This is a genomic window from Streptomyces sp. NPDC047982, assembly GCF_043204165.1.
Taxonomy (GTDB): domain Bacteria; phylum Actinomycetota; class Actinomycetes; order Streptomycetales; family Streptomycetaceae; genus Streptomyces.
On the sequence record NZ_JBIDBS010000012.1, the window covers coordinates 95065 to 119149 of the forward strand.

The 24085-nt window shown below is 72.5% G+C and carries 17 protein-coding genes; 13 read left to right on the plus strand and 4 right to left on the minus strand.

Features of this window, described 5'->3' with window-relative positions; genetic code table 11:
- Positions 1-151 precede the first annotated feature (151 nt).
- The 7 genes from ACGF2V_RS16935 to ACGF2V_RS16965 all read left to right on the plus strand — a co-directional run bounded on the left by ACGF2V_RS16935 (position 152) and on the right by ACGF2V_RS16965 (position 11274).
- Complete coding sequence (locus ACGF2V_RS16935; protein WP_362618530.1) at positions 152-1738, plus strand: nitroreductase family protein; 1587 nt, start codon at positions 152-154, stop codon at positions 1736-1738.
- 223 nt (positions 1739-1961) lie between these two features.
- Positions 1962-4781, plus strand: a complete 2820-nt coding sequence (locus tag ACGF2V_RS16940) for a lantibiotic dehydratase (protein WP_362618285.1) — start codon at positions 1962-1964, stop codon at positions 4779-4781.
- Positions 4778-5914, plus strand: a complete 1137-nt coding sequence (locus ACGF2V_RS16945) for a lantibiotic dehydratase C-terminal domain-containing protein (RefSeq protein ID WP_362618288.1) — start codon at positions 4778-4780, stop codon at positions 5912-5914. The genes ACGF2V_RS16940 and ACGF2V_RS16945 overlap by 4 nt, the downstream gene beginning before the upstream one ends.
- Positions 5911-7080 carry a M50 family metallopeptidase gene (locus ACGF2V_RS16950; protein WP_362618290.1) on the plus strand — a complete coding sequence of 390 codons (1170 nt, stop codon included), beginning with the start codon at positions 5911-5913 and terminating at the stop codon, positions 7078-7080. The genes ACGF2V_RS16945 and ACGF2V_RS16950 overlap by 4 nt, the downstream gene beginning before the upstream one ends.
- Positions 7081-7190: 110 nt before the next feature.
- Positions 7191-8186 (plus strand): ABC transporter ATP-binding protein, encoded by a 996-nt coding sequence (locus ACGF2V_RS16955; protein WP_362618292.1) that lies wholly within the window; start codon positions 7191-7193, stop codon positions 8184-8186.
- A gap of 116 nt (positions 8187-8302) precedes the next feature.
- Positions 8303-9058, plus strand: coding sequence for an ABC transporter permease (locus ACGF2V_RS16960; protein ID WP_362618295.1), 756 nt, complete (start codon positions 8303-8305; stop codon positions 9056-9058).
- On the plus strand, positions 9055-11274 hold the full coding sequence (locus ACGF2V_RS16965) for a TOMM precursor leader peptide-binding protein (RefSeq protein ID WP_362706716.1): 2220 nt from the start codon (positions 9055-9057) through the stop codon (positions 11272-11274). The genes ACGF2V_RS16960 and ACGF2V_RS16965 overlap by 4 nt, the downstream gene beginning before the upstream one ends.
- A 155-nt stretch (positions 11275-11429) precedes the next feature.
- On the opposite strand, the gene ACGF2V_RS16970 is transcribed toward ACGF2V_RS16965, so the two are convergent.
- Positions 11430-11606, minus strand: a complete 177-nt coding sequence (locus ACGF2V_RS16970) for a thiazolylpeptide-type bacteriocin (protein WP_073790073.1) — start codon at positions 11604-11606, stop codon at positions 11430-11432.
- A gap of 389 nt (positions 11607-11995) precedes the next feature.
- Here ACGF2V_RS16970 and ACGF2V_RS16975 point away from each other — a divergent pair, with 389 nt between their 5' ends.
- Positions 11996-13216, plus strand: coding sequence for an amidohydrolase (locus tag ACGF2V_RS16975; protein WP_362706713.1), 1221 nt, complete (start codon positions 11996-11998; stop codon positions 13214-13216).
- Entirely contained in the window at positions 13213-13494 is a 282-nt protein-coding gene (locus ACGF2V_RS16980) for a hypothetical protein (protein WP_362618303.1), read from the plus strand. Before ACGF2V_RS16975 ends, ACGF2V_RS16980 begins: the two co-directional genes overlap by 4 nt.
- 75 nt (positions 13495-13569) lie before the next feature.
- Here the strand turns inward: ACGF2V_RS16980 and ACGF2V_RS16985 are convergent, their stop codons facing one another.
- Positions 13570-14568 carry a helix-turn-helix transcriptional regulator gene (locus ACGF2V_RS16985; RefSeq protein WP_362618306.1) on the minus strand — a complete coding sequence of 333 codons (999 nt, stop codon included), beginning with the start codon at positions 14566-14568 and terminating at the stop codon, positions 13570-13572.
- A gap of 596 nt (positions 14569-15164) precedes the next feature.
- Here ACGF2V_RS16985 and mfd point away from each other — a divergent pair.
- From mfd to ACGF2V_RS17000, 3 genes are all read left to right on the plus strand, one after another.
- The gene (gene mfd / locus ACGF2V_RS16990; RefSeq protein ID WP_362706710.1) at positions 15165-18707 is read left to right on the plus strand and encodes a transcription-repair coupling factor; all 3543 of its coding nucleotides are present in this window, start codon (positions 15165-15167) and stop codon (positions 18705-18707) included.
- A gap of 407 nt (positions 18708-19114) precedes the next feature.
- Positions 19115-19657, plus strand: a complete 543-nt coding sequence (locus ACGF2V_RS16995) for a UTRA domain-containing protein (protein WP_362706707.1) — start codon at positions 19115-19117, stop codon at positions 19655-19657.
- Entirely contained in the window at positions 19654-20433 is a 780-nt protein-coding gene (locus ACGF2V_RS17000) for a GntR family transcriptional regulator (RefSeq protein WP_362706704.1), read from the plus strand. Before ACGF2V_RS16995 ends, ACGF2V_RS17000 begins: the two co-directional genes overlap by 4 nt.
- 149 nt (positions 20434-20582) lie before the next feature.
- Here ACGF2V_RS17000 and ACGF2V_RS17005 read toward each other — a convergent pair whose 3' ends face one another.
- Together ACGF2V_RS17005 and ACGF2V_RS17010 are read right to left on the minus strand one after the other, a co-directional pair.
- The gene (locus ACGF2V_RS17005) at positions 20583-20753 is read right to left on the minus strand and encodes a hypothetical protein (RefSeq protein WP_362706701.1); all 171 of its coding nucleotides are present in this window, start codon (positions 20751-20753) and stop codon (positions 20583-20585) included.
- Between the two features lie 59 nt (positions 20754-20812).
- A complete protein-coding gene (locus tag ACGF2V_RS17010; RefSeq protein ID WP_362706698.1) occupies positions 20813-21637 on the minus strand; it encodes a DUF4190 domain-containing protein in 825 nt (274 codons plus the stop codon).
- A gap of 232 nt (positions 21638-21869) precedes the next feature.
- Between ACGF2V_RS17010 and ACGF2V_RS17015 the strand changes: the two genes are divergently transcribed.
- The gene (locus ACGF2V_RS17015) at positions 21870-24032 is read left to right on the plus strand and encodes an N-6 DNA methylase (protein WP_362706695.1); all 2163 of its coding nucleotides are present in this window, start codon (positions 21870-21872) and stop codon (positions 24030-24032) included.
- The last annotated feature ends 53 nt before the right edge of the window (positions 24033-24085 follow it).

Here is a 24085-nt window from a genome sequence, read left to right on the forward strand (position 1 = left end):
TCCGATGACCGCCGGTACCGCCCCCGCCCCGGCCGGGGCCGTGCCCCGGCCCTGTTTCGCACCCCTTCCCGCGAGCGCAGCCCGGGCCCCGGCCGGGGCCGCCCGCCCCCCGACCCCGCACCCCCTTCCTTCCGTGACCGAGGAGCCCGCCATGGGGTACGCCCATGAATACGCCGCCGCGATCCTTCAGCGCGGCCGGGTCCCGATGGACCCCGCCGACTTCGTGCCCAACTGGTCGGACGGCCCGCGCAAGACCAAGTTCTACCCCGGCACCGACAGCCTGCCGCTGCCCGACTGCGACTACCCGGCCCATGCGGATCTGGACCGCGGCCTGGCCCAGGACACCGGCGCGGACGGCGCGTTCGACCTGGCGCTGCTCTCCGGAATGCTCCGCGACTCCTACGGGCTGACCGGCCGCCGCCTCGGCGTCCAGGCCAACACCGACCTGAGCGCCCTGCCGTACTACCCGCTCGCCAACTGGTCCCGGGGCACAGCGTCCGGCGGCGGCCTCTATCCGGTCGCCGTGCACTGGGTCTCCGGGCCGAGCGGCCCCGTACCGCCCGGGGTGCACCACTACTCCGTCCGGCACCACGCGATGCGGCGGCTGCTGACCGGCGACGTGACCGGTGAGGTGCGGGCGGCGCTCGGGGACGGGGCACCGGGCCCGGACACCGACCAGTACCTGGTCCTGACCATCAAGTACTGGCAGAACGCCTTCAAGTACAACAACTTCTCCTTCCACGCCGTGTCCATGGACCTCGGGGCGTGCGTCCAGACTTGGCGGCTGTGGGCCGGGGCGCGCGGGCTGTCGGTCGAGCCCGCGCTGTGGTTCGACGAGGAACGGCTCGGGCGGCTCCTCGGCGTGGACACGGAGGCGGAGGGCGTCTTCGCCGTCGTCCCGCTGAAGTGGGCGGGCGCCACCGCCCCCGCACCGTCCACGTCTCCCTCTCCGTTCCCGGCGTCCGTGCACCACCGCGACCAGGAACGCTCGCGCACCGTCCTCTCCTTCGACGCGCTCCGGCGCATGCAGAACGTCACCGCCGCCGGCGCCACCGAGCGCCCCGCCCCCGAGGCGCTCGACCCCGCCGTCGCACACCCCGCCGACCCGGAGCGCCCTGCCACGGCGCTGCCCGCCTGCCCGCCGCTCGACACCGACGTACGCACCGCGCTGCGCGCCCGGCGCAGCAGCTTCGGCCGCTTCGAGGCCCAACAGCCCATCACAGCACAGCAGTTGGCGGCCAGCCTGGCGGCCTCGGTGGCCGGTTCACGGATCGGCGGGGACACCGGCGCACAACGGCTGGCGAAGCTCTACGCGTTCGTCTGTCACGTCGAGGGCATCGAGCCGGGCGCGTACGAGTACGACCCCGACGCGCACAGCCTGCGCCTGGTGAAGGCGGGCAATCCGGGTGCCTTCCTGCAGAAGAACTACTTCCTCTCCAACTACAACCTGGAGCAGGCGGCCGCGGTCCTGGTGCCCACCGTGCGCACCGAAGCCGTCCTCGACGCCGTCGGGGACCGGGGGTACCGCCTGGTCAACGCCGCGGTCGGGGCGATCGCCCAGACCGCCTACACCACCGCGTCCGCCGTCGGTATCGGCTGCGGGGTCGCGCTCGGCTTCGACAACATCTCGTACATCGAGGAACTCGGTCTCGACGGGACCGGCGAGGCGCCGCTGCTGATCATGATGATCGGCAACGAGCGGCCCGCCCCGGCCGACTTCCGGTACGAGATCGCCTAGTGCCGCATCAGGCGACGTTCGCCCCGTCGCGACGCCCGGCACGCCCTCTCGCCGCACCGGCCGAAACCCCGAGTACGTCCCGTACGAGGGCTTTCGGCCGGCATACCGGGAGCACGCACCGGACGACGCTCCTTGACGGGCAGACCTGGCCCGATGCGGCACTGGCGCGGCCACCCATGAGGACGACGAGACGACAACCGGAACGAGAAGGGGAGAACCCGACATGACGCCGGACCACCCGGCCCCCGCCCCCGCGACCGCTCCCGCGGCGGTCACCCGCCCCCGCTTCATGCTGCGGGTCGCCGGGCTGCCGGTCGACAGCGTGCGGGGGCTGCGCTGCCCGGACAGCCGCCGCTGGGCCGACGAGGTCCTGCGCGCCACCGAGCTGTTGCGCGCCGACGGCGAACGGCTCGGGGACCTGCTCCACGACCTCGTCGGCGGCAGCGACGACGAGGCCCTGCGCCGCACCCTGCTCACCCTGCGCCGCGACATCTTCAACAACCGGCTGCCACGCCCCGACGCCGCCGACCGGGCCCTGGCCCTGGTGCGCGGGCTCGACGAGACCGCCGCTGCGGCGCTCGCGGACTGGCTCACCGGGCGGCGCCGCCTGGAGGAGCACCGGACGGCGGGCACCGGCCTGCTCGCCGCCGAGACCGCCCGCGCCCGCGAGGCCCTGCGCCGGCTGGCAGGGGAGGAGCGGCTGCGCAAGGGCCTGCTGCTCGCCTCCCCGGCCCTGGACGCCCAGCTCGACGCGTACATACGCGCCGTCTCCGCCGCGCCCCCGGACAAGAAGCAGCGCAAGATCGAGCGCTCGCTGCTCTCGTACCTCTACCGCACGGCGTGCAAGACCAGTCCGTTCTCCACGTTCACCGGTGTCGCCCTGGGCACCTTCGTCGACGGTGACCACGACAGTCACCACGGCGATGACGACAGTCGCCATGGCGAGCACGACAGCCGAGGCGGTGACGGCGGGCCGGGCCACGGGCTGCGGGCCCGGGTCGACGACGCGTGGGAGGGGCGGCTGCGGCTGAACGTCGCCGCCGTCGGCAGGCTCGCCGAAACCCTGATCGCGGACCCGGTCCGCCGGGCCGACCTGCCGGTCGCTCCCGCCTCCGGCTGGGGACGCGACGACGACCGGGTCCGCTACGTGCGCCGCTGGGTCACCCAGGGGGACGAGGACACCGCCGTCACCTTCGACGCCGTGAAGGACCGGCTGTTCTTCCTTCGCCGCAGCGGCACCCTGGAACGCCTCCTCGGCCTGTTCGAGAACCGTGGCACCCTCCGCTACGGGGAACTGGCCGACTGGCTCGCGAAGGACCGGGACGCGGACCCGGAGGAATGCGCCCAGTACCTCCAGGCGCTCCTCGACGTCGGCATGGTGCAGGTGCCGTGCCTGCGGACCGAGGTCCACGACACCGACCCGCTGCGCGCCTTCCAGGACTCGCTGCGCGACCTCGGCCGTCCCTGGGCCGACCGGCTCGCCGACCGCCTCGACGCCCCCGCCTCGCACATCGAGGGGTTCGCCGCCGCCGACCCGGCCGAACGCCGGGCTCTCATGGGCGAGTTGCGCACTTCGCTGCGTGTCCTCCAGGAGGAGGAGCTCGGTGCGCAGCGGGCTCGCGTCCCGCAGACCCTGCTCTACGAGGACGTGGCGGCCGGGCGTCACACCGAACTCTCGGCCCCCGCCTGGGAGCGGCTGGCCGCCGAACCGCTCGGCGCGGTCGAACGCGTGCTGCCCGCCTTTGATCTGACGCTCCCTCAGCGCATCACGTTCAAGGGTTTCTTCCTCGCCCGCCACGGGCAGGGCGGGCGCTGCGACGACCTGCTGAAGCTGGTCCACGACTTCCACGAGGACTTCTTCGACCAGTACATGTCGTTCACCGCGAAGCGCACCACGTTCGACGCGGACGGCCATTACGTCCCCGAGGAGAACTGGCTCTCCCTGCCGCAGCTCAAGGCACTCGACACGGCCCGGCAGACGTTCGTCGAGCGGATGCGCGCCCTGTGGGCGGCCTGGGAGGCCGACCCCGCCGCCACCCCGGAGATCCGGGTGGACGGCTCCCTTCTCGATGAGGTCGCGTCCGAACTGGAAACGCTGCACGGTGAGTTCGCCCCGCTCGCGCATCATGTGCAGATCGCGGACCGGCCCGGGGACCCGCTGGTCGTGCTCAACCGCTCGTATGGCGGGGTGTCCTTCCCGTTCAGCAGGTTCACCCACCTCTTCGACGGCCTCGACGAACAGCTCCTCGCCGCCACCGAGGACCTGCTGCCCGACGACGCCGTCCTCGCCGAGGTCACCGGCGGGCCCGTCACCAGCAACCTCAACCTGCACGGCAGGCTCACCTCGTACGAGATCGTCTGCCCCGGCGAGCGCGGCACCCTGCCCGCCACCCACCAGATCCATCTGGACGACCTCCACCTCGTCCACGACCGCGAGGCGGACCGGCTCGTCCTGCGCTCCACCCGGCTCGGCAAGGAGGTCGTGCCGGTCTACCTGGGCTATCTCGTCCCCCTCGCCCTGCCCGAACTGCCCCGCACCCTGCTGCTGTTGTCCCCGACCTCGATGTCCCCCCTGAACGTGTGGGGCGGGGTCCCCGAGGGCACTCCGGTCGACGAGGTCACCACCCGGCCGCGCGTCCGGCACGGCAGCGTCGTGCTCAGCCGGCGCAGCTGGAGCGCGCCTGCCGCCGTCCTGCCGCTGCGCACCATCGGTGGCGGGGCAGGAGGGGCCGGGGACGACGGCTGGTTCCTGGGCTGGCACGCCTTCCGCCGCGCCCACGGGCTGCCCGACCGGGTCTTCGCGACCGTCGCCGACAGCGGGGCGCGCGGTGCGACCGGCGGCAAGCCCGCCTATGTCGACTTCGACAGCCCGCTCTCGCTGGCCGCGTTCGAGGCCCTGATCAAGACGTCCGGGGCGCGGGTCGTGTTCCGGGAGATGCTGCCCGACGAGGACGGACTGCACACCGTCTCCGGCCGGGGCCGCCACGTCGCCGAAATCGCGGTGGAGACCGCCGCCCCCGCCCGAAGGAGCAATGAGTCATGAGTTCAGCCCCACCCACGACGACGGCCGCCGCGCGGACCGGCACGGCGGGAGCCTGGCAGGCCACGCACATCTTCTACGCCGCCAACCCCCGTCCCATGCTCACCCAGTGCGTCCGCCCGCTGATCGAGGAACTGGAGGCGGACGGCCTGATCGACGGCTACTTCTTCATCAACTACTGGTTGGAGGGCCCGCACGTCCGGCTGCGGATCAAGCCCGTCACCCCGCAGGCCGAGGACGAGGTCCGGCGTCGCACGGAGGCCGCCGTCGACGCGTTCCTCACCGAACGGCCCGCCCTGTACGAGGTGGACTCCGGGTTCCTCAACGACTTCTACAACACCCTCTTCGACATCGAGTTCCCCGGCGCCGAGCGCGGCCACTACACCGACGAGCAGGGCCGGATGCGGCTGCGCCCCAACAATTCGCGCAGCGCCGAACCGTACGAGCCGGAGTACGGCAAGTACGGCGGCCCGGCCGGGATCGAGCTGGCCGAATGGCACTTCCGGAAATCCAGCGACCTGGTCATCGACGCGTTCCGGACGAAGAACCTGCATCTGCGGACCGTGCTGCTCGGCACCTCGGCCCAGCTGATGATGGTGATGTCCGCCGCGTTCCTGCCCGACCGTCAGGAACTGGCCGATTACCTGGACAGCTACTACGAGTTCTGGCACCGGGCGTTCCCCGGCACCGGCTTCATCGGCAGCGACGAGTACGACCGCAACTACGCCGCCATGGCCCCCGGTCTGGCCGCCCGTTTCGGCCGTGTCCGCGCCGCCGTGGGCGCCGTGGCCGACCGGACCGGCGAGGGCGTCGGGACCGGCGGTCGCGAGGGGAGCGCGGGCGGGGAGGCCGGGAACGGCGGGGACGACGCTGCCCGACTGCCCGGATTCCTCGCCGGATGGGCCGAGCACTGCGCCGAACTGCGGGAGCGGGCCGTCGAACTGACGTTGAACGGTGACCTCGTGTTCCGCTCCTGGGACGGTGAGCGCGACGAACTCGTCACCGATCCGGCGGCCTCGCTGCCACTGCTGCTCTCCCCGTACATGCATATGACCAACAACCGGCTGCACGTGACGATCCGGGACGAGGCGTACCTCTCGCACGTGCTGGGCCGGGCGCTGCGGGAGACGGGATGAGCGCCGCCCCACCGGGCGCCGTCGAGGGCCTCGCCGAGTACCGGCCCGAGCTGCGGCCCGAGGTGCTGCTGAGCGACGCCGTGCTGCACGGCGCGGCGACGGTGCACCTGATCAAGGACACCGCGAGCGGCGGCTCCTTCCGGGTGGGCCCCAAGGAGCACTTCCTCATCGCCCGGATGGACGGGCGGCGCAGCCTGGCGGAGATCGGCGAGGAGTACGCGCGGGAGTACGGGCGCAGGCTGGACGCCGCGCGCTGGCAGCAGATCCTGCGGATGCTCGGTACGCGAGGACTGCTGGCCGGTGCCCCCGCCCGGCCCGCCGCCACGACCGGGGGCGGGACCCGTTCCGGGGACGGGTCCGGAGCGGGGGCTTCCGACGGGGACGGCCGACCGGTGCGCGGTGTGCTCCGCGGCAGCGTACGGCTGGTCGCCGACGCGGACGCCACCACGGACCGGCTGCACCGGGCGGTCGGCTTCCTGCTGGCCCCCGGATGGCTGGTGCCGCTGCTGGCGCTGGTGGTCGCGATGGAGATCGTTGTCGCCCTCCGGTTGGGCGAACTACTCGTATACACAAGGGAGTTGTTCAAAAATCCGGTGCTGCTGACCGGTGCCGCGACGCTGCTCTGGTTCAGCACCGCGCTGCATGAACTGGCCCACGGGGTCGTCGCCCGGCACCACGGCGGCACGGTGGCCGAAATCGGTCTGCGCTGGCGGCTGCCTGTGGTCATCATGTACTGCACGGTCGACAACTACCTGTATCTGGGCTCTCGTTGGCAACGCATTCAGACGGCACTGGCCGGCGCGGTGATGAACCTGCTGTTCCTGCTGCCGTTCTGTGCGCTGTGGCTGTTCGCCCCGCTGGACGCCGCCACGCACGACGCGCTCGGCGCACTGCTGCTCCTGGGCAGCGTGCAGGCGCTGGCCATGCTGGTCCCGCTGCCACCGCTCGACGGGTACCGGATCGCGAGCCAACTGTGCGGGGCCACCGAGCTGGCCACGTCGACCGGCGCCTACCTGCGACTGGCCGCCCGCCGCGATCCCGCCGCGGGTGACTACCCGCGCCACGCCCGGACCGCCTACCGCGTGTACGCGCTGAGCGCGGTGCTCGTCCTCGCGGGCATCCTCGCCGCCGCCGTGGCGGTCGCCCACCACCTGCTCACCGCCTGACCGTCATCCGCTCACCGCCCGCCCCGTACCGCGCCCTGCCGACCGCCCCCACCGACCGTTCCCCCGAAGGTCCGACCCGCCGATCAGCGGCGGACAAGGAGAGAAGTTCCATGAGTCCCACCACCCCCACCACCTCCCCGGGGAGCCGGCCCGGCCCGGACGACGCCCGGTCCACCGCGGCCGTCGTCCTCGACGCCGTGCACAAGAGGTACGGCGAGCGGCACGCCGTCGACGGGGTGTCCCTCACCGTGTCGCGCGGCGAGTTCTTCGGTCTGCTCGGCCCCAACGGGGCGGGCAAGACCACCCTCGTCGAGATCATGGAGGGCCAGCGCAAGGCGGACTCCGGCACGGTCACCGTGCTCGGTGCCAGTCCCTGGCCGCGCAACCCGTCCCTGCTGCCCCGGCTCGGCGTGCAGACCCAGACCTCGGCGTTCTTCGTCCGCCTCACCGCCCGCGAGCACCTGCGCACCATGGCCGCCCTCTACCGCACCGACCACGCGGCGGCGGACCGGGCACTGGCCTCCGTCGGCCTCACCGAGCAGGGCGACACCCGGGTGGACGACCTGTCCGGCGGCCAGCGCCAGCGCCTCGCCATCGCCTCCGCGCTCGTCCACGAACCCGAGCTGATCTTCCTGGACGAGCCGACCGCCGCCCTCGACCCGCAGGCCCGGCGCGCCCTGTGGCAGGTGCTGCGCGACCTCAAGGGCGAGGGGCGCACCATCATCTACACCACCCACCACCTCGACGAGGCCGAGGCGTTGTGCGACCGGGTCGCCATCATGGTCGAGGGCTCCGTCGTGGCCCTGGACAGCCCGGCCCACCTCATCGCGGCCGCCGCCCCCACCACCCGGCTCGTCGTCCCCGACGACCGGCTCACCGTCGCCCAGGCCCGCGCCATCGAAGGCGTCGACGGCGTCACCGAGGAGCCCGGCGCGCTCGTGCTGGAGACCCTCGAATCCGGCAAGGTCCTCGCCGCGATCGACGCCCTGGCCGGACTCCAGGGCGTCCAGACGCGCACCGCCGACCTGGAGGACGTCTACCTGGCCCTCACCGGCGCCGCCGAGGCCGCCGAATCCGCCGGAGCCGACGGCGCCCCGCGCCCGTAGCCCGCCCCGCCCGCGATCCGACCGGACCGCCCCCGTCCCCGGCGCGCCCCGCGGCGCGCCCGCGCACCCCCGCAGCGCGAACCCGCACCCCCCAGCAGTGATACGGAGACACCCCGATGAGCGCATACACGGCGCTGAGCCAGGCCGGATACCGGGCCTACACACGCGACAAGACCACGCTCTTCTTCACCTTCGCCTTCCCGCTCATCTTCCTCGTCGTCTTCGGGCTGATCTTCCACGGCCAGACGGTCGAGCAGAGCGGCAAGCCCTACATCAACTACATCGCCCCCGGCGTCCTCTCCTGGGGCGTCGGCAACGCCGCCGTGTTCGGCGTCGGCTTTGTCCTCATGCAGTGGCGGCGCGACGACATCCTGCGCCTCATCCGGATGACCCCGACCCCCGTCTCCGCCGTCCTCGCCTCCCGCTACGTCCTGGCGCTCGGCATCGGCGCCGTGCAGTCCGTGCTCTTCGTGTGCGTGGCGCTGCTGCCCTCGTTCGGGCTCCAGCTGGACGGCCGCTGGCCGCTGGCCCTGCCCGTCCTGGTCATCGGCATCACCGCCTTCCTCGCCCTGGGCGTCATCGTCGGCAGCTACGCGAAGACTCCCGAGGCCGTCGCCGCCGTGGCCAACTGCCTGATGATCCCCATGGCGTTCCTGTCCGGCTCGTTCTTCCCGCTGGACGCCATGCCGGGCTGGATGCAGAACCTCTCCCGCGTGCTGCCGCTGCGCTACCTCAACGACGGGATCTCCGGTGCCCTCACCGGACGCGGCACCACGGGCGACATCTGGCTGGCCTGCGGGGTGCTCGCCGGTTTCGCCGTCATCCTGTGCGCGATCGCGCTCAAGACCTTCCGCTGGAGCGACAAGTCATGACGACGGCCACCTTCCCCGCCCCCGCCGTGCCGCCGGTGTCCGGCGAGACCCCGCTGGAGGCCGCCCGGGCCTGTCTCCACGCCGAACTGATTCACCGTCATGAACGGTCCACGGACCCGACGGCCCTGCCCGCGCCGCTCGTCGTGCCGCTCGGCGCCGCCGACACGCTCGGCCACGGCAGCCCCGACCCGTACGCGGACGTCCGCCCGGCCGCCAACGTCCAACTGACCTCACGGGCCGTGCTGATCGGCCCCTGGGGCGGCGGACCGGACGCCACCGCCTGCGGGCAGTGCCTCGCCATGCGCTGGCAACGGCTGCGCAGCCGTTCGGAGCGCGAGGCGCTGGAGCTCGGCCACCGCCCGAACGGCGCCGTCCACTGGCCCGTCCTCACCCCGTACGCGGCCGACGCCGTCTGGGCCGTCTACCGCGCGGTCCTGGCGCCCCTCCCGGCAACGTGTGCCCCGTCGCGCCGCCCGGCACTTCCCCCAGCTCTCAGCTTGGTTCGAGCAGGTGAGACCCCATCGCTCGCGGCGTTGACCGAAAGCCCACACAGCCCTTCCCCGAGCTCTCGACTTCGTTCGAGCGGGGGAGGCCCCGCCCGAGAGCTTCCGGCCGCCTTGCGATCGCACGCGCCGGACGACGCTCCTTCCGGGCAGACCTCACCGGTCACGGCACGAGGCGGCACCCACGACCTGACCGACGCCACCGACGCCGACCGCGCGCTGCCCCGCGTCACCCGGATCGACCTGGTGACCCTCGCCACCGCGACGTTCCCGATCCTGCCCGAACCCCTCTGCCCCTCCTGCGTCCAGGAGGTCCCCGACACCGCCGCCTCGGCCCGGATGGACCTCGGCCCGGCCCCGAAACCGGACCCGGACGGATACCGGCTGCGGCCCCTGTCCTCGTACCCGCTGCCGACCGCCGCGCTCGTCAACCCGGTGTGCGGCACCCTCGGCTCCGATCTCTGGATCAACCCGACGTCCACCACCACCGCACCGGCCGCCGGCACCCATTTCGTCCGCGGCTACGCCGGCCTCAACGACGTCACCTGGAGCGGCCAGGCCAACGGCTACGACACCAGCCGCCTCCTCGCCCAACTGGAGGGCCTGGAACGGTACGCGGGCACCAGGCGCCGACGCGGCACCTCCCCCGTGATCGGCAGCTACCACGAGCTGGCCGACCACGCCCTGGACCCGGCCGCCTGCGGGCTCTACGCCCCCGAGACCTACGCGACCGACCCCATGGTCTCCCCGTTCGACCCGGACCGGGCCATCCCCTGGGTGTGGGGCTACTCCCTGCGCGACGACCGCCCCGTCCTCGTGCCCGCCCGGCTCGCCCACTACAGCGCGGGCGTCGAGGCCGACAACTTCGTCTTCGAATGCTCCAACGGCTGTGCCACGGGCGGCAGTCTGGAGGAGGCGATCCTCTACGGGCTGCTGGAGATCGTCGAACGGGACGCCTTCCTGCTGGCCTGGCACGGCCGCACCCCGCTCACCGCGATCGACCTCGGCGACTGCCGTTCCCCGGCCGTCCGCAGCATGATCGACCGGGCCGCGCTGCACGGCTACGACGTCCACGCCTTCGACACCCGGATGGACCTGGCCGTCCCCGTCGTCACTGCCCTCGCGGTACGCCGGGACGGCGGTCACGGAACACTGTCGTTCGCCGCCGCCGCCGGGTTCGACCCCGAGGCGACCGTCGAGTCGGCGCTTTCCGAAGTCCTCACGTACATCCCGCACCTGCCCTACCAGGTCGCCGAGCGGCACACCGAACTCGCCGCCATGGCGGCCGACTTCACCCGCGTGCGGCAGCTCAAGGACCACGCCCAGCTCTACGGGCTGCCGGAGATGGCCGTGCACGCCAAGGAGTACCTGGAACCGGTCGCCGTGCGCCCGCCGGCCGACACCTTCGCCGACTGGGAGCCCCACCGCCCCCGCACCGGGGACCTCCGCGACGACCTGAACCTGCTGCGCGACCAGCTCGTCGCCGCCGGACACGATGCCATCGCGGTCGACCAGACCACCCCCGAGCAGCGGCGGATGGGCCTGCACACCATCGCGGCCGTCGTCCCCGGCCTGCTGCCGCTCGACTTCGGCTGGACCCGGCAACGCGCCCTGCTGATGCCCCGGCTGCGGACCGCGTTGCGGACGGCGGGGCGACGGGCCGACGACCTCCCGGAGTCCGAGATCAAGCGCGTCCCGCACCCCTTCCCGTGACGTGCTTTCACGACGCCTCGCACGAGGCACCTCGTGGCCGTGGCACCGGTCGGAGACCGGCCGGGGAGCGGCCACGACACCAGGCAAGCCCCCTTCGCGCTCCGGGCGCGAAGAGGGCTTGCGGACGTGCGGAGCGTGCGCGATCGGTGAGTCGATCAGGCGCAGCAGGAGGTGGTGCTGGTGGTGCTGGAGCAGGTCGACGTCGAGGAGCAGGACGTCGAACCGGCCAGCACGACCTCCGCGGCGTCCGAGTAGTCCGAGATCTCGAAGGTCTCCGACTCCAGCTCCAGGATCTCGTCGGCGAGGGTGGCGAGCTCGGTCTTGGGGGCCATGGTCTTCTCCCTTGGTCCACGGGGACGGGCCGGCGGCTCCGGCACCGTTCTCCCGCACTGACGCCATTGCAGCCGGGGCCGCTGTCAGATCGGCCGCGGTTTCGCTGTCAGATCGCTGGCACCCCATGACAGCGGAACGCGGGATTCCTGAAGGCGGGGCGGCGCAGGCTGTCGACGCCGGCCCCACACGTGCCCGGCGGGCCCGGATCGCGACCGGCCCGCCCAGCGGAACGAGGTGAGTTGACATGCGGGAGAACCTCCCGTTTCCTCCTGGCGCCCCACCCTCTCCCGGTCCTCCCGAGGCCCCACCCCCACCCGGCACCTCGCCCCCGTCCCCGCCCTCTTCCCCGGCGGACGCGCGGCAGGCGCCGCCCCGCCCCCCGGCCCCGATGGTGCCGCGCGAGGTCCTGCGCCCGGCGACGGAGCTGTACCTCGACGCGCACTCCCACCCCGAACCGTCCGGGGCCGAGCGGCGCACCGCGGACCTGCTCGCCGCGGGGCTGGAGGCGAGCGGCTGCGCGGTGACCTCGAAGGTCGGCGGCGGCCACGGGCTGGTGGGCGTGCTGCGCAACGGCACCGGCCCGACCGTCATGCTCCGCACCGAACTCGACGCGCTCCCGGTCACCGAACGCACCGGACTCGCCTACGCGAGCACCGTGCCGGGCGTGATGCACGCCTGCGGCCACGACCTCCACCTCGCCGCGGTCGCCGGGGCGGTGGCCGAACTCGCCCGCACCCGCTCCACGTGGCGCGGCACGGTCCTGGTCGCCGGCCAGCCGTCCGAGGAGACCCTGACCGGTGCGCGGGAGATGATGGCGGACGGCCTGTACGAGCGGTTCGGCACCCCGGACGCGGTCCTCGCCCAGCACACCTCGCCCGCGCCCGCGGGCACCCTCGCGCACGCCGCGGAGTTCCGCACACCGCTGATGGCGGCCGGTGCGGCGGTGGACATCACCCTGTACGGGCGCGGCGGCCACGCCGGCACCCCGCACCTCACCGTCGACCCGGTCCTCACGGCGGCGGCCGCGGTGCTGCGGCTCCAGTCCGTCGTCTCGCGGGAGACCGCCCCGGCCGAGCAGGCGGTGCTCACCGTCGGCGCGCTGCGCGCCGGAGGACCGGGCAACGTGATCCCGGAGACGGCGGAACTCACCCTGTGCGTACGGGCGTCGAGCGAGCACGCGGTCGACCGGATGACGGCCGCCGCACTGCGGATCGTGCGGGCCGAGTGCGCGGCGTCCGGCTGCCCGAGGGACCCGGACTTCACCGTCACCGCCCGCTCGCCCGCCCTGCTGACCGACGCGACGGCCACGGCCGCCGTGCGCCGGGCGCACGAGGAACTGTTCGGCCCTCATCGGGTCGGCGACAGCGGCACGCTCACCGCCACCGAGGACTTCGCGTGGTTCGGTACGGAGGGGGTGGCGACGGTGTACTGGCTGCTCGGCGTCACGGGCGTACGGCAGTGGCGGGCTGCCCGGGAGGGCGGACCGCCGGTGCCGCCCAACCACGCGCCGGAGTTCGCCCCGGACGTCCGTACCGCCCTGCCGGCCGGGATCGCGGCCATGGCCTCGGCCGCCCGGCGGTTACTGCATCCGGAAGGGGGCACCCCGTGACCCGTTCCACCGGGGAGGCGGCATACGGGACGGGCCGCGGCCACATCGACCTGGTGACCGTCCGCCGCGACAGCACCGCCCCGACCGGCGAGACCACCGTCGTACGGCTGCTGAGCCTGCTCCCCGCCCACTGGGCCTGCGCCCCCCGGTCCGTGGGGCCCGACCGGATCGCCCTGCGCATCGCTTTGAGCCGTACCGTCGACGACGGCACGGTCCGCCGGGCCGTCGCCCGTGCCCTCGCCGACCGGGCACTGGACGGCTGGACGCAGGAACGATGAGCCCGGGGCCGGGGCACGGCCGCCGGGGCGGGCGCCCGCGTGCGGTGCCCCGCCCGGGCGCCCCGGGCCCGTGTTTCAGATCCAGCCGCGTTCCCGGGCCAGCAGGGCGGCGTGGGCGCGACTGGCGGCGCCGAGGGCCTGGAGGAGATCGGCGACGTGCCGCCGGTACGTCCGGACGGAGACGCCCAGCTCGCGGGCGCCCGCCTCGTCCTTGCCCACGGTGCACATGGACACCAGGACGCGCCGCTCGATCTCCGACAGACCGGTGTCCGGAGTCCCACCGTCCTCACCGCTCGTCCGGGAGAGGTCCTCGGACTGGTCCCAGATCTTCTCGAACAGGGCGGTGATGTTGCGCACCAGGCCGCTGCGGTGGGCGAGCAGCGCCCCGCGCGAGGTGTCGTGCGGGTCCAGCGGGACGAGGGCGGCCTTGCGGTCGTAGACCAGCAGCCGCTCGGCGCTGTGCTCCGTCACCCGGATCATGGCCCCGTTCTCGGCCAGCTCCCGCAGATACGCGGCGGTCGCCGGATCCCGCAGCGCCGCCCGGATCACGACGTTCCGGATCTTCACGCCGCGCCGCAGGCACCGCAGGTCCAGCGGTCGCGAACGGGCGATGTTCTCCGGCGACAGCTTCGTGTACGGCTCCACGGAGAGGATCTCGTCCCTGGCGAAGAACGCCAGGTCGTCGATCCGGTCGCGGATCTGGTCGAGGCCCTCCAACTGCTCGATGCCCGGCGGAGGGGGCCTGCGCGCCCCTTGCTCCGCGCGTAGACCGTCAATCACGTGCCGCGACCGGGTGACGCGCTGCAACTCCTGGTGCAGGACGTGCAGGCGTAAATCGATGAGCCTGGCCACCGCGACCTCCGGGTCGGTCGGGAAGACGCGGGTATCGGGGCCCTCGGGGTGGAGGAGCCCGAGTTCCTGGAGCCGGTCGACGCACGCGTGCGCCGCCTGCGGGTCCGTGCACAGACGGAGATGCAGATCGTCGGCGGTGGTACCGGGGTTGCGCAGGAAGTGCCGGTAGACCTCCTCCTCGGCCCCCGAGACCCCGAATATGGACATCTCGTTCTCGTCCACGCGCGCCCCCGCTTGCCTGGTCCCTGTGCGGCCGTGCGCTCCCGGTGGTCGGCCGTGAGCGTTGGTCCACGGCTGCCGTCTCGACTGCCCGTGCACCTTTTACGGAATCTTTCGGCCAAAGAGTAGACGCTGAGATCATTTCTGTGAGGGGGCCGGGCACAACTGTGTGCAATGCGGAGATGAACGGTGTGCGTCCCGCGACGAGCGGCCAGGCATACGCGGTGGATGGTCCGGACAGGGATAGGCGGTCCCGCCCGCAACCGTCGGAATCGCGCCATTCACCCGCCGTCGCGACGGGCCCGCGTTGCGCCCCGCCCCGTCATCGGCCGCTTTCCGCCCCGCTCCGGGCGCGATGAGGTCGAGCGCACCGGCACCGGGCGATCGGGGCGCCCCGGCGATTGCGGGCGCGGCCGTCACGGGGGAGTCGTAGGCTGGGAGCCCCGGCCGCCGGGGGTGGCTCCCGGATCACGCCGGGCCGGAGGCCGCCCCTCGTACGTGTCGGGTCCTTCGCGTTGCCTCTGACCCGACAGCAGCCGGTTGCCCGGGTCCCCGGCCTCGTTTGACTTCGTTACTTCGTTACCCGGACGGAAGCCTTCATGAGTCTGCACGGTCTGCTGGATGTCGTCGTACGTGACCCGGCACTCTCCGAAGCGGTGAAGGCCGCCGACGACGGCCACCGGATGCACATCGACCTGGTCGGGCCGCCCGCGGCCCGCCCCTTCGCCGTGGCCGCTCTGGCCCGTGAGACGGGCCGGACCGTGCTCGCCGTCACCGCGACCGGCCGCGAGGCGGAGGACCTGGCGGCAGCGCTGCGCGGACTGCTGCCGCCGGACACCGTCGCCGAGTTCCCGTCCTGGGAGACCCTGCCGCACGAGCGGCTCTCGCCCCGTTCCGACACCGTGGGCCGGCGCCTGGCGGTGCTGCGGCGCCTCGCGCACCCGAGCGCGGACGACCCGGAGACCGGCCCGGTCAAGGTCGTCGTCGCGCCCATTCGCTCGGTGCTCCAGCCGCAGGTCAAGGGCCTGGGGGACCTGGAACCGGTCTCGCTGCGCACCGGCGGGAGCGCCGATCTCGGCAGCACCGTCGACGCGCTCGCGGCAGCCGCGTACTCCCGGGTCGAACTGGTCGAGAAGCGCGGCGAGTTCGCCGTGCGCGGCGGCATCCTGGACGTCTTCCCGCCGACCGAGGAACACCCCCTGCGGGTGGAGTTCTGGGGCGACGACGTCGAGGAGATCCGCTACTTCAAGATCGCCGACCAGCGTTCGCTGGAGGTCGCCGAGCACGGCCTGTGGGCCCCGCCCTGCCGGGAACTGCTGCTGACCGACGAGGTGCGCGAGCGGGCCGCCGCCCTCGCCGAGAGCCACCCGGAGCTGGGCGAACTGCTCGGCAAGATCGCGGAGGGCATCGCGGTGGAGGGCATGGAGTCCCTCGCCCCGGTTCTCGTCGACGACATGGAGCTGCTGCTCGACGTGCTGCCCGCCGGGGCGATGGCGCTGGTCTGCGACCCGGAGCGGGTCCGTACCCGGGCCGCCGACCTCGTCGCCACCAGCCAGGAGTTCCTCCAGGCGTCGTGGGCGGCGACCGCGGGAGGGGGCGAGGCCCCGATCGACGTCGGCGCGGCCTCGCTGTGGGGCATCGCGGACGTCCGGGACCGGGCCCGCGAGCTGGGCATGATGTGGTGGTCAATCTCCCCGTTCGCCGCCGGCGGAGCCGACGAAGCCGATGAGGACTCCGACACGCTGGGGCTCGGCATGCACGCCCCCGAGGCGTACCGGGGCGACACCGCCCGCGCGCTCGCCGACACCAAGGGCTGGCTCGCCGACGGCTGGCGCACGGTCTACGTCACCGAGGGACAGGGGCTCGCCTCCCGCACCGTCGAGGTGCTGGGCGGGGAGGGCGTCCCGGCCCGGCTGGACCCGGACCTGACCGAGGTCTCCCCGTCCGTCGTGCACGTCTCCTGCGGCGCCCTCGACCACGGCTTCGTCGACCCGGCGCTGCGGCTCGCCGTCCTCACCGAGACCGACCTCACCGGCCAGCGCACCGCCACCAAGGACCTGGGCCGGATGCCGGTCCGCCGCCGCAAGACGATCGACCCGCTGACGCTGGAGACCGGCGACTACATCGTCCACGAACAGCACGGTGTGGGCCGGTACATCGAGATGGTGCAGCGCACGGTGCAGGGCGCCACCCGCGAGTACCTCCTCGTCGAGTACGCCCCCGCCAAGCGCGGCCAGCCGGGCGACCGCCTCTACATCCCCACCGACCAACTGGAACAGGTCACCAAGTACGTCGGCGGCGAGGCCCCCACCCTGCACCGGCTCGGCGGCGCCGACTGGACGAAGACCAAGGCGCGCGCCAAGAAGGCCGTCAAGGAGATCGCCGCCGACCTGATCAAGCTGTACTCGGCCCGGATGGCGGCCCCCGGCCACACCTTCGGACCCGACACCCCCTGGCAGCGCGAACTGGAGGACGCGTTCCCGTACGCCGAGACGCCCGACCAGCTCTCCACCATCGCCGAGGTCAAGGCGGACATGGAGAAGTCCGTCCCGATGGACCGGCTGATCTGCGGCGACGTCGGCTACGGCAAGACGGAGATCGCGGTCCGCGCGGCGTTCAAGGCGGTCCAGGACGGCAAACAGGTCGCCGTCCTCGTCCCCACGACCCTCCTGGTCCAGCAGCACCACGGTACGTTCACCGAGCGCTACTCCCAGTTCCCGGTCAACGTACGCGCGCTCAGCCGCTTCCAGTCGGAGACCGAGTCCAAGGCCACCCTCGAAGGGCTGCGCGACGGCTCCGTCGACCTGGTCATCGGCACCCACCGCCTGTTCTCCTCCGAGACGAAGTTCAAGGACCTGGGCCTCGTCATCGTCGACGAGGAGCAGCGCTTCGGCGTCGAGCACAAGGAGCAGCTGAAGAAGCTCCGGGCGAACGTGGACGTCCTCACCATGTCCGCGACGCCCATCCCCCGTACGCTCGAAATGGCCGTGACGGGCATCCGCGAGATGTCGACGATCACCACACCCCCGGAGGAGCGCCACCCGGTCCTCACCTTCGTCGGCCCGTACGAGGAGAAGCAGATCGGCGCCGCCATCCGCCGCGAACTGCTCCGCGAGGGCCAGGCGTTCTACATCCACAACCGCGTCGAGTCGATCGACCGCGCCGCCGCCCGGCTGCGCGAGATCGTCCCGGAGGCGCGGATCGCCACGGCACACGGCCAGATGTCCGAACAGGCCCTGGAACAGGTGGTGGTGGACTTCTGGGAGAAGAAGTTCGACGTCCTGGTCTCCACCACGATCGTCGAGTCCGGCATCGACATCTCCAACGCCAACACCCTGATCGTGGAGCGCGGCGACAACTTCGGCCTCTCCCAGCTCCACCAGCTGCGCGGCCGGGTCGGCCGGGGCCGCGAGCGCGGTTACGCGTACTTCCTCTACCCGCCGGAGAAGCCGCTCACCGAGACCGCCCACGAACGCCTCGCCACGATCGCTCAGCACACCGAGATGGGCGCGGGCATGTACGTCGCCATGAAGGACCTGGAGATCCGGGGCGCCGGAAACCTCCTGGGCGGCGAACAGTCCGGCCACATCGCGGGCGTCGGCTTCGACCTGTACGTCCGCATGGTCGGCGAGGCGGTCGCCGACTACCGCGCCTCCCTCGAAGGCGGCGTCGAGGAGGAGCCGCCGCTGGAGGTCAAGATCGAGCTCCCGGTCGACGCCCACGTCCCCCACGACTACGCCCCCGGCGAGCGGCTGCGCCTCCAGGCGTACCGGGCCATCGCCTCCGCCACCACGGAGGACGACATCAGGGCGGTCCGCGAGGAACTCACCGACCGCTACGGCAAGCTCCCCGAGCCGGTCGAGAACCTCCTCCTGGTCGCCGGCCTGCGCATGCTGGCCCGCGCGTGCGGCGTCGGCGAGATCGTGCTCCAGGGGCCCAACATCCGCTTCGCCCCGGTCGAGCTGCGCGAGTCCCAGGAGCTGCGCCTGAAGCGCCTCTACCCCAAGACGGTCATCAAGCCGGCCGTCCATCAGGTCCTGGTCCCCCGTCCCACCACGGGCAGGATCGGTGGCAAGCCGGTCGTGGGCCGCGAACTGCTGGCGTGGACTGGTGAGTTCCTGACGACGATCCTGGGGTCTTAGCGGAGCATGCCCTTGCCGCCCCGGCCCCGCCGCACGTACTCGGCGGGGCCGGGCGCCGTCATGGTGCGAGGGACGCGGCGGGGCTCTTGAACGCGGCCCACACGGTCTTGCCGACGACGTGATGGTCGACTCCGAAATCGTCGGCGACTCCGCTCACCAGATGTGACCCGCGCCCGGAGCAGGCGTCGACGTCCGGAGACTGGACCCTCGGCCGACCGGGCCCGCTGCGGGGGAAACGTCGCTGTTCCGACAGGTACACGGTGATTCACCGCCTTGCTCACGGGCTGTAACGTGCCGGTGGCTGTACTGCTATTCGCGAAAAGCGGCAAGGTCTGATCTGTGGGGGCCCGGCTCGCCTACGGTGTGATGCGACAGACCGGTACGGGGGCGATGAGGGGAGAGGCGGTATGAGCGGCGGTGAGTGGGTCAGCACCTCGGTGCCATACCTCGCGGGGTCTGCCGGTACCGGCGGCGACGCGTGGGCCGCGGAGGCCGCGGCGGAGGGCCGCCGGGGGAGCCAGCGGATCGTCCGGGCGGGCGAGACGGAGCCGCCGGAAGCGGTCGCGGAACTGCTGGGGACGCCCGCCGGGCAGCACGTCATCGCCCGCCGCAGGATCATGTACCTCGACGACGAGCCCTGCGAGTTGACGGACACGTACTACCCGCTGGACATCGCGGCCGGAACCGGCCTCGCCGGGATCGCCAAGATCCGGGGCGGGGCGGTTCGGCTGCTGGCGGACCTGGGACATGTCGGCGTCCGGGTGCGCGAGGACGTGACCGCGCGGTTGGCGACCGAGCGTGAACGCGAGCAACTGCGGCTGGCGGCCGGTGAACCCGTGCTGCAACTGACCCGGCTCACCCTCGACGGGGCGGACCGCCCCATTCAGGTCGACGTGGTGGCCATGCCGCCGCGACGTCAGAAACTGCGATACGAGATCAGGATCGGATGACCGTGCCCAGACCCGAAACGGATGCCGCCGACCGCCGTTCGCTGCACGAGCGGATCGCCGCCGATCTCAGGGACCAGATCATGGGCGGGGATCTCGCGCCCGGTGCGGCCCTGCCGTCCACGGCGCACCTCAAGGAACGCTTCGACGCCTCGAACGCGACTGTGCAGAAGGCGGTCCAACTCCTCAAGGACGAAAGCCTGGTGGTCGGCAGGGCGGGCGCCGCGGTGACGGTTCGCGAACACCGGCAGCGCACCCTCCGCCCGGCCTCGTACATGACCCCGGCGGGTCCGGGCGAGCCGTACCGCTGGCTGACAGAGGTCGCGAAGGACGGATCCCGCACGCACAGCACACTCCTTGAGGTCGCGGAGAGCCGGCCGCCCGCGGATGTCGCCGAGGTGCTCGGGCTCCCCAAGTCCGGCACCGCGCTCCTGCGCCGGCAACTCCTCACGATCGACGACGAACCCGCCGAACTCGTCGCGTCGTACTACCCGCTGGAGATCGCCCGGGGCACGGCGATGGAGAAGCGCCGGAAGATTCCGGGCGGCACGCCGATACTCCTTGCCGAGCTGGGCTACCCGCCACGGCTCAGCGTGGACCGGGTCTCCGCCCGAATCCCCACGCAGGAGCAGTACCAGGCCCTGAGGCTGCCCGGTGACCTTCCGGTGCTCCGCACGCTGCGCGTGGTCTTCAGCGATGAGCGGCGCCCCATCGAGGCGACCGTCATGGTCAAGGCGGGGCACCTGTACGAGTTGCAGTACGAGTTCACGGCGGAGTGATCGTTTGCACCGGCGGTCGTGAAGGGCGATGGGGGGCCCGGAAAGGACCGTGTTGCGCGTCGGCCCCCCGTGCGCCCCGCGCATCGGCCGACCCGCCGGTGAGTCCCCCGTACTCACCGGCGGGTCGGCCCGTCGGACGGCCGGCCGGTTCAGCCGGTCGGGTTGTTCAGGGCGACGATGCCCTTGGGGGCGGATGCCTTGACATCGACGGGCTTGTCGAAGTCGGAGAGCGTCATCTTCGTCGGCTCCTCGCTGTTCTCGACACCGACCTGGAGGATGTACGGCTTGCCCTCGGTGGCCACCAGCAAGAGAAGACGCACGGCGGACCTTTGAGAGGGGGTGCAACGGGAGAGGGGAGGAGAGAAGAGGGGAGGGAAGGTCAGAGCTTCAGGTCCCACTGGGTGGCGTCGTACGTAAATCCGGGGTTGACCTCGATGGTCAGCTTCTTGGCGTCCGCGGGGGCGTCGAAGGCGAACTCGACCGTGACCTTCTTGCCCGGCAGGATCGTGCCGCTGAAGCCCTTGCCGACCTTGTCGTCGAAGATCTGCTCGGCGTCCACGCCGTCCTCGCCGGCCCGGCCCGTGACGTTGACGAGGGCGGCGTCGAACTTCTCCTTGCCCGCGTTCTCGATGACGACGGCGACGCGGTACGCCTTGTTGCCCTTGGTGTGTCCGATGGCGTACTCGCCCGGGGCGTAGGTGGTGGCGTCGCCGACCGTGACCGTCACGTCGTCGTCGTACACGGCCGAGTCGCCGGCCTCCAGCGCCTTGCCGGTGTCCTTCTTGCCACCCTTCGCGTCGTCGCCGCCGGGCTTCGGCTTCGCGGAGGCGGCGGTGTCCGAGACCGTCTTGTTGATCTCGTCCACCGCGTCGCCCACGGCCTTGAACGTGATCACCGCGCCGACCACGGCCAGGACCAGCGAGACCAGTCCGAGGACGGCGCCGAAGGTGGCCACGCCCTTGTTGGTGGCCTCGCCGCGCTTGGCCCGGCCCCGGCCCGCCAGGCCCAGGATCAGGCCGATGACGCCGAGGATGCCCGCCAGCCAGAACAGGAACGGGATCAGACCCGACACGGCACCGATGACACCCAGGACGAGTGCGGCGATGCCCAGCCCGTTGCGCGCCGGGCGCACGCCCGGTGTCTGCGCGGGGGCGTACGGCTGCTGGGGCTGCGGGGACTGCGGCGGCTGCGTGAAATCGGACATGGGTGTGCCCTCCGGCGAAAGACGGGACGAAGAGATGGTGTGAGCGGATCGATGGCCGCCTTTGTGTGGCGGCGGACCAATAAGATCAGAGCCTGTGAACCGAGTCAACATCGTTCACAGTGAACGGGTTGATGCACGCTGTGAATCGGTCGTGTGTGAACGGCATCGGTATGCTCACCGTCACCGCACAACGACGAGGGCCAGGACCAGGGCCAGGACCAGGAGACAGTCAGTGCCGGAGAACTCGACAGAGGTGACCGCTGCCGGGATCGCCCGACTCGCGGGCGTGGGGCGCGCCGCCGTCAGCAACTGGCGGCGCCGCCACGCGGACTTCCCCAAGCCCGTCGGCGGCACCGAGACGAGCCCGGCCTTCTCGCTGTCCGAGGTCGAACAGTGGCTGCGCGACCAGGGGAAGCTTGCCGAAGTCCCGCTCCGTGAACGGGTCTGGCAGCAACTCGCCGGCCATCCGCTCGGCCCCGTCCCCGCGCTGGTCCACAGCGGCTGTGCCCTGCTGGTGCTGCGGAACGACCCCGCTGCCTGGCGGGAGATCGCCGCCGTGCCCGATGAGGCGATGGCCGGAGTGCTGTCCCTCGTCCTCGACGACGTGCTCGCCGAACGGTTCGGGCCGGCCGAGGAACGCGGACGGGCGGTTCACACTCCTGGTCGTGCGGAACTCCTCCCGTCCGTCGCGATGCTCCGCGGCGTCGCGGAACTCGCCGCCGAAAACGGCCCCCGGGACACCTTCGAGTTCCTGCTGGGCCGTCAACTGGACGCCAACCCACGCCAGTACACCCTCACGCCCCCCGGACTCGCCGCGCTCATGGCCGCGTTGGCGGACGCCGGTGAACGGCCCGCCCGTACCGTCCTCGACCCCGCGGCGGGCACCGGCGCCCTGCTGTGCGCCGTCGGCCGCCGGGACGCCCTGTACGCGCAGGAGGCCGACCCCGACCTCGCCTCGCTCACCGCGCTCCGGCTCGCCCTTCACGAAGAAACCGGTACGGGTCGCGCCATCCGCGTCCGCACGGGCGACACCCTCCTCGCCGACGCCTTCCCGCGGCTGGCCGCCGACGCGGTGCTCTGCCACCCGCCGTTCAACGAACGCAACTGGGGCCACGACGAACTCGCCTACGACCCACGCTGGGAGTACGGTTTCCCGGCCCGCACCGAGTCCGAACTCGCCTGGGTCCAGCACGCCCTGGCCCGTCTGCGCGAGGGCGGCACGGCCGTGCTCCTGATGCCGCCCGCCGCCGCGTCGCGCCGCTCCGGGCGCCGTATCCGCGCCGATCTGCTGCGGCGCGGCGCCCTGCGCGCCGTCATCGCGCTCCCGGCCGGCGCCGCACCCCCGTACGGCATCCCGCTCCATCTCTGGGTGCTGCGCAAGCCCGGCAACGGAGTGCGTTCCTCGCCGCACCTGCTGCTCGTCGACACCGCCGAACCGACCGAACCGGCCGTTCCCGGCCAGGCGGCCACCACCCCGGCCGGCGGGCGCGACCGGCTCGACTGGCAGGCGGTGCACGCCGTCGTGCTCGATGCCTGGCAGTCGTTCGTGGGAGAGGGAGAGGGAGAGGGAGAAGGAACGGGTGCGGGAGAGGCGAGGGCGAAGAGCGAAGGTGTGGGCGAGGGCCGGGGAGGCGGCGGCCGGGTCGTTCCCGTCATCCAACTCCTCGACGACGACGTCGACCTCGCCCCCGCCCGCCATCTCCCGCCACCGGCGGCCACGAGCGGACCCGCCGAACTGACCCGCGTACGGGAGCGGCTGACCGAGACACTCGGCCGCACCGGCACCCTCACCCCGCCACCCGTGGCTCCCTCCGTCCCGGCCCACTGGCCGCTCACCACCGTCGGAGAACTCGCCCGCGCCGGCGCGCTCCGGCTGTACACCGGCGGCTCCGGCGTGGGCCCCGCTCCCACCCCCGTCCCCGTCCTCACGGAACACGACGTCCTCGCCTCCACCGCCCCCTCCGGCACGCTCCCTGCCGAGGGCCCCTCCGAGGAACCGGTCCTCGTCGCAGCGGGCGACGTCGTGGTGCCCGTGCTCGGCGGCGGTTCCGTCGTCCGCGTCATCGACGACACCACCGCCGGGGCGGCCCTGGGCCGCAACCTCCAGCTCCTGCGCCCGGACCCGGCCGCTCTCGACCCCTGGTTCCTCGCCGGATTCCTGCGCGGCACCGCCAACAACCGCCAGGCCAGCAGCTACGCCTCCACCGCCACCCGGCTCGACGCCCGCCGCCTCCAACTGCCCCGTCTGCCCCTCGCGGAACAGCGCGGGTACGGGGAGAGGTTCCGCGCGCTGGCCGACTTCGAAGAGGCGCTGAGGCTGATCGGCCGGTTCGGCGGTCAGCTGGTCCAGGGGATGTACGACGGGCTGACCGACGGCACGATCGCCCCGAAGTGAACGGTCGTGCTGCCCCGAAGCGAACCATCGCCCCGAAGCGAACCATCGCCCCG